10 protein-coding genes are annotated in these 9,193 nt (G+C 40.9%); 6 read left to right on the plus strand and 4 right to left on the minus strand.

The window, feature by feature from the left end:
- Positions 1-196: 196 nt before the first annotated feature.
- Entirely contained in the window at positions 197-517 is a 321-nt protein-coding gene (locus tag CDG77_RS21425) for a hypothetical protein (RefSeq protein ID WP_223269909.1), read from the minus strand.
- A gap of 407 nt (positions 518-924) precedes the next feature.
- Complete coding sequence (locus CDG77_RS21430; RefSeq protein ID WP_094331343.1) at positions 925-2,022, minus strand: DJ-1/PfpI/YhbO family deglycase/protease; 1,098 nt, start codon at positions 2,020-2,022, stop codon at positions 925-927.
- A gap of 367 nt (positions 2,023-2,389) precedes the next feature.
- Here CDG77_RS21430 and CDG77_RS21435 point away from each other — a divergent pair, with 367 nt between their 5' ends.
- The 3 genes from CDG77_RS21435 to CDG77_RS21450 all read left to right on the plus strand — a co-directional run bounded on the left by CDG77_RS21435 (position 2,390) and on the right by CDG77_RS21450 (position 4,482).
- A complete protein-coding gene (locus CDG77_RS21435) occupies positions 2,390-2,788 on the plus strand; it encodes a DUF6335 family protein (RefSeq protein WP_094331353.1) in 399 nt (132 codons plus the stop codon).
- A 397-nt stretch (positions 2,789-3,185) separates the two neighbouring features.
- Positions 3,186-3,677, plus strand: a complete 492-nt coding sequence (locus CDG77_RS21445) for an orange carotenoid protein N-terminal domain-containing protein (protein WP_094331345.1) — start codon at positions 3,186-3,188, stop codon at positions 3,675-3,677.
- Positions 3,678-4,032: 355 nt separating this feature from the next.
- On the plus strand, positions 4,033-4,482 hold the full coding sequence (locus CDG77_RS21450) for an orange carotenoid protein N-terminal domain-containing protein (RefSeq protein ID WP_094331346.1): 450 nt from the start codon (positions 4,033-4,035) through the stop codon (positions 4,480-4,482).
- 92 nt (positions 4,483-4,574) lie between these two features.
- Here CDG77_RS21450 and shc read toward each other — a convergent pair whose 3' ends face one another.
- The gene (gene shc / locus CDG77_RS21455; protein WP_094331347.1) at positions 4,575-6,506 is read right to left on the minus strand and encodes a squalene--hopene cyclase; all 1,932 of its coding nucleotides are present in this window, start codon (positions 6,504-6,506) and stop codon (positions 4,575-4,577) included.
- 119 nt (positions 6,507-6,625) lie between these two features.
- Between shc and CDG77_RS21460 the strand changes: the two genes are divergently transcribed.
- Both CDG77_RS21460 and CDG77_RS21465 read left to right on the plus strand, forming a co-directional pair.
- Complete coding sequence (locus CDG77_RS21460) at positions 6,626-7,840, plus strand: glycosyltransferase (protein WP_094331348.1); 1,215 nt, start codon at positions 6,626-6,628, stop codon at positions 7,838-7,840.
- Between the two features lie 46 nt (positions 7,841-7,886).
- Positions 7,887-8,123 carry a hypothetical protein gene (locus CDG77_RS21465; protein WP_094331349.1) on the plus strand — a complete coding sequence of 79 codons (237 nt, stop codon included), beginning with the start codon at positions 7,887-7,889 and terminating at the stop codon, positions 8,121-8,123.
- 297 nt (positions 8,124-8,420) lie between these two features.
- Here CDG77_RS21465 and CDG77_RS21470 read toward each other — a convergent pair whose 3' ends face one another.
- On the minus strand, positions 8,421-8,768 hold the full coding sequence (locus CDG77_RS21470) for an ArsR/SmtB family transcription factor (RefSeq protein WP_094331350.1): 348 nt from the start codon (positions 8,766-8,768) through the stop codon (positions 8,421-8,423).
- Between the two features lie 80 nt (positions 8,769-8,848).
- On the opposite strand from CDG77_RS21470, the gene trxA reads away from it, so the two are divergent.
- A complete protein-coding gene (gene trxA, locus CDG77_RS21475; RefSeq protein ID WP_012412473.1) occupies positions 8,849-9,172 on the plus strand; it encodes a thioredoxin in 324 nt (107 codons plus the stop codon).
- Positions 9,173-9,193: the final 21 nt, after the last annotated feature.

Consider the following 9,193-nt stretch of genomic DNA (forward strand, 5'->3'; position numbering starts at 1 on the left):
TAAACGTGTCTCCATCCCAGCAAACTGCCTTGATCGTTAGCTAGTCCTGAGTTATGATTTCTAGCTCGTTAATATCAAGATAAATGCTCGAATCTAAGTGATTTTGAGACGCGATAACTATCGCGTCTCAGTAACCGATCGAAGATTGTGAAACAATGGATGAGTCAAAATTTTAGACTCAATATTTGCTACAAGTCTAGATTCTATCTCTCAGTTGTTTGCTAGAAGGATTTTGGTAATAACCTTCTTTATTTCCGGCTTTGTTTTTTGCAGGATCAAAAAACTCTTTTGTAGCTCTAGGAGTTTTTTCATCCAAGTTTAACTTTTCGCGGATATTATCAGCAGCACTTTTTAAGGGATTTTGAGTATTTCTTAGTTGGGTATCGTTTCTTGTTTCGATATCGTTTCTAACTTCCCCTTCGTTTGGTGTTCCTTTGTAATAAATACCCTCTGGAGTTTTAACAGTCTCAGCTTGCGCTACATTAACATAGCTAAAAGCCTGACCCAGTAAGAACATAAATCCTACCAGAAAAACTACAAGGATTTGGGAAATACGAATATTTCGCAGCCCTGAAATTACTCGACTCATAAAAACCTCAATTGCATTATGTTGGGTGGACAATTCAAAAGACTGAATGATTATCAGCATTCAGGTTTAAGAATAACTTTGATGTAGTTATCCTTTTTTTGTTGAAAAATATGATGGCTGTGGGGTATTTCCTCGCAAGCCACGGCCACCAGTCATCTCTTTCAACGCTTTGCCAGGATTAACTTTTTCGTAGTTAATCACTTCGCTTTGGCAAAATTTTTCGCGATTTTCAGGCGTTCGGGGAAGCGATCGCTTTAGTCATGGTCATTTGGTCATTCGCTAAAGTTCGGAGCCCCACTGATACCGCGAACGTCTTGATAATTACGAATTACGAATTATATTGACACCGCCGCCCCTGTAGTCGGCTTAGGAGCTTGAACTTGAACACCTATCCGTGCCCGATATAGTTCTGCTAATTGCTGTTCGTATTTCAATAAATCGTGGTAAATTTCTTTGAAAATAGCAGTTGCTGCTGGGTCAGTCAACATTGCACATAAATTGCCAATATCACCGATACCAGTTTGCACATCCCCTAAAGCAGAACGTAACTGATATATGTCATCACTTCCTGTAAAGGCAGTTTTCACCTTGGCATACTGATTAGCAATATTTGCCCCTAAAGAAGGTTTTTCACCCAAATGATGAAGATATATTTCCAGTTTTTCAATGTGGCGCCGTTTATTAGCAATTATTTCTTGAAAGACTGAGTTTACTTCGCTATCTGATTCCTTTTCTAAGTATTTCTCAAATGCTTCTAGAGAATAGCGTTCACCAGCAAGGGCATTATTTAAACCTCTGCTGATATCACCTTTAGTTGAGCCACCCCAAGCATCAGCAAGCTTCCACCATTCAGCGCTTGTGTCTTTCTCATCTGCTAATGCAGCATCTTTGCCACCATAACCCAAACGGCTTAATATGGCTGTGGTGAAAATTGGTAAGTCTCCAGGTTCACGAGATGTAATCAAATTCCCGTCAACTACCACTGGTTCATCTAGATAATTTGCGCCAGCGTTAATCATATCCTTGGCAATAGCGCTAAAACCAGTGGCTTGTTTACCTTTTAGTAAGTCGCCATCAATTAAAACTTGTGGGCCGTGACATACCGCAGCGACTAATTTTCCTTGTTGTATGGCTTCTTGAACAAAACGTACTGTATTGGTGTTCCGCCGCATTTTATCGGGAGCCATCCCACCAGGAATTATCACCGCATCAAATTGGGCTGCGATCGCTTCTGTTGTAGTACCATCAGCTTGAATACTAAGTTTGCCGCGTTTACCCTTGTATTTTTCACTCATTCGGGAACCAAGGACTACTACCTCTATTCCAGCTTGTTTTAGTGCATTATAAGGAACTGTAAATTCGGCATCCTCTACTGCCTGTTCAATGAGGATGGCAACTTTTTTATTCTCGGAATGATTGTTATAGTCAGTCATAGATTGTATTACCTGTTTTTTTCTAGTTTTTAACTAGCTACAATATTCATCAATAAGAACAGTTAAAATGTCTGGGTTGTTAACGGAATAGAACCAATCAAATTGTGTTTTTTTTTAATAAAAAATAGCTATGAGTGAGAAGTTAACTACTGAATAATTTCGGTTGAAAAACTCCTAACTCATAACTAAAAATTTCAACTACAAGTTATTTAACCATGATTTGATATTTCCAATGATATGGTGCGATCGCTACCTTAGCGTCGTTCCCAGGGGATAGATTCTTTTATTTCTAAAGCTATACATCTCTAGTAAGATAACTTTGTGGCAAGAAAAGGTTATTGTGAGAATGCAGAAAAAGGCTAGTATCATGGCAGAAACAAATCATAATGACGAAATTGAAACCAATGATTTGCCACAGGAAATCACCGAATCTTATGGTACTGGTGTAAAAGACTTGCCAGGATACAATATTGATGGACGCTCAATCAGAGAAGAAAGACCTGAGTATATAGAAACTAGTCCTGAACTGACTGGTGAAGATGTTGATGCTGATTGGCAAGATGCAGATGCAGTTGGTGATGAAGCTGTTGGTGGTAGTACTGCTAATCCCGAGCAAAATGTAACTGAAGAGCTAGAAGCAGCAGTGGGGCTAGAAATGGATGACTCCGAGTTTCTCCATACCAATGATATTTTAGAGGATCGTGATGGCGATCGCTGGGAGTTAGATCCAAAATCTTCTGAAGATTATCAAAATCGGCGAGAATAAAACCAGAAATTCTGTTCCTACTGTAAATTTACAAATTTGGTGGCGACATTAATTTATTAATGTCGCCAAATTGGGCACTCCTTTTATAGGCACTGTCCCAATCAGGCTAGCATCTATCTAACGAAATATATTTCTATAACGAATATCTCAAGCTGACAGAATTTCAACTGCTAAATTCTTCAAAATTATCATGCCAATCATGATTTGGGCATTTGATATTTGACTTTTATCTAATTGTAATACCTCTAATGCAGGACTACAGTCTGCCAAATGTATGTTTTTTTGATAATTGTTCTTCTTTCTGATTTTAATACCTCTATCTTCGGTAGGGTAAAACGTTAAATGTAAATTTGATAACGTTGTTAATAGCACTCATAAATTCCAATTGGAGTTAATAATGACATATACACAAACTAGCGATCCAACTATTCGGGAACACGTTCAAGCTTGGCAAAAGTTAGATGTGGATCAACAACTGGCTTTGTTTTGGTTCATTTACAAAGAAATGGGTGGCTCAATTACACCAGCCGCTCCTGGTGCTAGCACTGTTTCCCCAGAAATCGCGGAAGGTTTGTTTAATCAAGTTAAGGAATTAACTCACGAAGAACAATTACAAGTTCAGCGTGACTTGATTAATAAAGTAGATACCCAAATTTCTCGTGAATATGGTTCTTTGGGTGATACGACCAAGCTACTATTTTGGTATCGATTATCTCAAGGTATGGATGATGGTACTATCATTCCAGTGCCTGCTGACTATGAACTACCCTCAGAATCTAAAGCGTTATTGGGCAGAATTCAAGGATTAGGCTTTGAGCAACAAATTACTCTTTTCCGTGATTATGTTTCGCCAATGGGTGCTGAAGCAAAAGCAGGTGCTGAAATTTAGCACTGTTTGAAGTTTTTAAGCGGCTTTTGGTTATCTGTTTAGTGTCCAGATGAGGATAGCCGTTATACCAAGTTGATTTACTTGCAAAATTCTGTTTGTATAACCATCTTGTTAAACCCTACTATATCCGCCAGTCGCTTAATATAAATTTGAATTTTGATGGCTGGCGCTTTCATTTTTTCTTGATAAATAAATACACAGTAAAAGCTAAAACTCTTACTCTGTAGGGATTTATTTAAGACAGTTCAACAATCTTTGTTGTGTACTCAATATATTAAAAGCAATTAAAGGCAAAATTATAATTTTCGCTTAACAATTTTTAGTTAATTAAGTAGTTAATTACTTTGACGTGCTTATGACTTCTACAAACGTCAATTTTTTAGAACAAAGTGGATCAAAATTTCAGAGTTTGGATGCAGACGATCGCTTGGCGGTTCTAGCGTTACTTTATACTGAAATTGGTGATGAAATTCCGTCGCTCTGTCTGAATAATACACCAAATGAACAGGCTGCTAATTTAGTTGCACAGATTCAAAACCTACCACAGCAAGAACAGGTTTCTGCTTTGCGTCAGTTGCTAAACCAAAATGAAGTACGAGAAACAGCAATTCCCACTGAAGAGTACGCTTCAATGAATGCTGAGGAAAAGTTGGCTTTTTGGTATCAATTAGCCCAAAACTTGGGAACTACAATTATCGATGTACCAGATGACTATATACCTTCTGAAAAAGCTACAGAAGTAGTAGATTTACTTCACACACCGAACATTGAGGATTTAGTGGCTTTCTTCAAGCGGGTGCTGTAGTTCGACGGTTAAAATAAAAAGACCTCTCCCTGGTTTTACTACGCAAAACCTGTCCCTCTCCGAGTCGGAGAGGGACAGACTTTAACTTTAATTCAAGACGGGGAGAGGTTTGTCGAACCCATGACTGCTTGATAGCGGCCTAGTGCAATTAAAGGAAAGTATTGTTGATACAGATGATATTTGAGATAAAAATGACAGGGGAAGCCAGTCCCAGTAAAATCAGCCTCAAACCAAGTACCATCGGGTTGTTGAGTTGCAACTAGATAGCTAATTCCTTGCTCAATAGCATCAAGAGGTAATTTACCAGTTGCTTCACCTGCTGCCAAGAGGCCAATTAAAGCCCAAGCGGTTTGAGATGCAGTACTATTCCCTTTTCCTTTCAGGCTGGGATCGTTATAGCTGCGGCAAGTCTCACCCCAACCACCATCTGGGTTTTGACATCCCACTAACCAAGCTGCTCCCCGTTCTATACTGAGTTTATGCCTTTGAGGATCGATCAATGCCAAGGCTGACAAAACGCTACTCGTGCCGTAAATATAATTTACACCCCAACGACCAAACCAACAGCCTTCAGTTTCTTGTTCGCGTAAAAGATAAGTAAGCGATCGCTCCAAATTATCACTATCAATTGACAAATCACAAGCACCAAGCATTTCTACGACTCTAGCCGTAACATCTGCGGTGTTTGGATCGATCATAGCTTTCAAGTCGCCATAAGGAATAGAGTTGAGCCAATCTTGGTCATTGTCCAAATCAAAAGCAGCCCAACCGCCTGGTTTACATTGCATAGATGCAATCCAGTTTACCGCCCGTGCGATCGCAGCCTGCTTAATTTTTTCATTAGGGAGTTTCACCAAATGTAGCGCCATCACCACCACCGCCGAGTCGTCTACATCGGGATAAAAGCGATTATCAAACTCAAAAGCCCAAGCCCCTGGTTTTCCCTGGCGATTTTTTACAGCCCAATCTCCATAATCTAAAATTTGTTTTTGCAACAACCATTCTCCAGCTTTTACCACAGCCGGATCGTTTGGTGCAAAACCAGATTCTACCAAAGCACGCATCGCCCAAGCTGTATCCCACACGGGTGAAATACAAGGCTGTACCCGATAGCTATTTTCTGTTTCAATGGCAAAGTTATCAATTGCTTGCAAACCTCGATCCACAATCGGATCGCTTCGGTCATAATCTAGACAGCGCAAAGCTAGCATTGAATTCAACATCGCCGGAATAATGCCGCCCCAGTCGCCTGTAGCTTCTTGCCGTTCTAAAATCCATTTTTCGGCGGCTTTGATGCCTTCTTCACGAAAAGGGACTAAATTTAGGCTTTCTGCCAACTTGAATCCTCGATCGAGGGTGAGGAATAAATCTGTCCAATCGCCAGCTTGAGGTAATTCCCACTGGACTCGATCGATACCTTCAGCGTATAGTTCATCTAGGTTGATAGTTGGGTTAGTGATAAAAACAGGTTTGCGATCGCACACAATCAGTAATGGTACTGTGCTGGAACGTGCCCAACTAGACATTTCGTAGATATTAACTGGGAAAGCTTTGGGTAACAACATCACCCAAGGCGGTAGCGAGGGAATACCGCGCCAGTTGTAGCAGCCAATCAAAGCTAAGTGCAACTTAGTAAAAATTCGAGTTTTGCTAACACCGCCCCGTTGGAGAATAAAAGCTTTCGCCCGAATCATCGCCGGATCGCTTGCTGGTACACCTAGCAGCCTCAGCGCCATGTAAGCTTCAACTGAAGTGCTAATTTCTCCGCCATCACCGTAATAAAGTTCCCAGCCGCCATGCTGCCGTTGCTCTTGACGTAGATATGCTTCAACTTTGTGTAAAGGTCTGGTTTGGTCTGTTCCCCAAATCTTATGCAAAAGAACGGTTTCAGCAGTGATGGTGACATTAGATTCTAACTCTGCCCACCAGTAGCCTGCCGGATTTTGAATCGAAAGTAAATATTGTTGGCTGGCTGCGATCGCTTCGGCAATTTGATTGACTTTTACCCTGTTTTGTGTTTGCATCAAATCCTATCTAACCTCACACTCAACACTAGTTATAAATACGGGAATACTATGAAAAATTTTTCCTTTATTGGTAGACATAGTATTGTGTCTGAGTCACTGAGAATTTGCAATAGATCATGGATGTAATTGTATTAGGATTGATGCTGTTATCCTTGACAATTTGGTTAGGATTACTGTGTTTTTGGGGACAATTTTGGCGGACAGACCAGCAATTAGAGGTTACAGAAACTCAGCTAGAATCTTTACCTGTGGTTTGTGCAGTCGTTCCAGCCCGTAACGAAGCTGAATTGCTTCCAACTACGTTGCGATCGCTCCTACTCCAAGATTATCCTGGTTCTTTCAACGTGTTTTTGGTAGACGATCGCAGTACAGACCGGACAGCAAATTTTGCCGAAGGAGTTGCACACGCTGTCGGTAAACCCCACCAATTACATATTATCTCAGGCGAATTACTGCCTGCTGGTTGGTCGGGCAAACTTTGGGCAGTTGAGCAAGGTATAAAAAGTGCTAGTAAATTCGCACCCGACTATTTTTTACTGACCGACGCAGATATTGAACACGATCCTGGTAATCTTCGCCGTCTCGTTGCGAAAGCTGTCCAAGAAGATTTAGACATGGTTTCGGTAATGGTGCGACTCAGATGTGAAAGCTTTTGGGAAAAACTTTTGATTCCGGCTTTCGTCTTTTTCTTCCAAAAACTCTATCCTTTTCGCTGGGTGAATAATCACAACAATCCCACAGCCGCCGCAGCTGGAGGATCTATTTTGATCGCCCGTGAAGCTTTAGAGCGAATCGGAGGTATTCAAGTCATTCGCCAAGCTTTAATTGATGATTGCGCCCTAGCTCAAGCTGTTAAGAGGAGTGGGGGAGTGATGGGGGATAAGGGGACAAGCCCAATCCCCAGCCAAGGGCGTATCTGGCTAGGATTGAGTAGCTTGACTCGCAGTTTGCGTCCTTATGATTCGCTAGCGACGATTTGGGATATGGTTGCTCGTAGTGCTTATACCCAACTAAACTATTCTCCATTACTACTTTTGGGTACTTTGGTGGGAATGCCTCTGATTTATCTATTTCCACCTGTATGTGTAATTCTAGGTGCAGTTTGGGGTAGTTGGGCGATCGCACTTACAGGTTTATTGGGATGGCTGTTAATGAGTTTTGCTTACTATCCGACAATCCGCTTTTATAAATGTTCTCCCTGGTTAGCCTTTAGTTTACCTGCGATCGCTTTTCTCTATACCCTGATGACTCTAGACTCAGCACTCCGTCACTGGCAAGGACGCGGCGGCGCTTGGAAAGGAAGAGTTTATCCCAATTCGGATAATTTATAATTGGGATAAAATTGAAGTAAGCCGACAGTGGTTGATTAAAAGAGTTATGACAACCGCAATACCAACAAATAATCCTGTTATTGTCCCTAAAAAGCTGCCTTTTCTGGAATCAATTTGTTGGCAAACTGCCGATGTCTATCGGTTTACTTTAGAAGAAATGCTGAGTCGCTACGAACGTGGTTGGCAATATCGCAACCTATTTCATAATCTTGAGGGTGAAGAACTCAATTTTATTCAGGAACTCGCCAAACGTTATAAATCCTGGTTGCAAGTTTGTTTATGACCTTCAGATTTGAAACCCATAAGTAGAACGACTTGAAAAAAAGAAACTATGTAAACTTACCGAAAATCATTTCGTAGCAAGGACTTTAGTCCTGATTTGAGAACTTTAGTTCTCACTACAAACCTTTAATTATTTACCTTGTTCTACTTAATCAAAGGTATTGATTTACTCTCTATAGATTTAGGTTTATCTCACACTCCAAGGAATTTTCGAGAACAACATGATATCTTTGCCGATTTAGAAACACAATTTGAAAAATGAGAAGATTCTTAAACAAATAGCGATCGCCCAATGCCCCTAAATCCTTGAAGCTGTTTGTTTAGTACCAGGACAAATAGACAATGGTTGAGCCGCTTTTAATACCGCATCCAGCAACCCTGGAAACAGCATCTCTAAATCTTCACGCCGCAGAATATTAATATGATGTGTCCCTTCTTTACGTGTAAGGACTATCCCCGACTCCCGCAAAATCTTAAAATGATTGGACATCGTAGACTTAGCGATCGCAAAATCAAACTGGGCACAGCATTGTTCCCCCTCAGTCGCCAGCAGCCGCACAATCTCTAGCCGCACTGGATCGCCCAATGCATAAAGCACTCCTGGTAAAGAAATATTTTTTCTATCTGGATGATAAAGAAATCTCATAGTTGCATTATCTCATCAGGTGGCATATATTTTTATTATTCGATATTATCGAATTATAGAATTAATTAGGAAGGCAATTTATGTCATCCATTACAAATGTCACGGAAGCCACATTCAAGCAAGAAGTTTTAGAAAGTGAAATTCCGGTCTTAGTAGACTTTTGGGCACCCTGGTGCGGCCCTTGCCGGATGGTGGGTCCAGTCGTCGATGAAGTTGCTGCGGAATACGAAGGACAGGTGAAATTTGTGAAGCTGAATACAGATCAGAATCCTACTGTCGCCAGCCATTATGGAATTCGCAGCATCCCGACGCTGATGGTTTTTAAGGGGGGTCGGCAGGTCGATACTGTCGTAGGGGCAGTTCCAAAAACCACTTTGAATAAGACCTTAGCACAGCATCTTTAATTTAAGTGAAGGGGATTGGGG

The organism is Nostoc sp. 'Peltigera membranacea cyanobiont' 213, assembly GCF_002245975.1.
In the GTDB taxonomy this organism is placed as follows: domain Bacteria; phylum Cyanobacteriota; class Cyanobacteriia; order Cyanobacteriales; family Nostocaceae; genus Nostoc.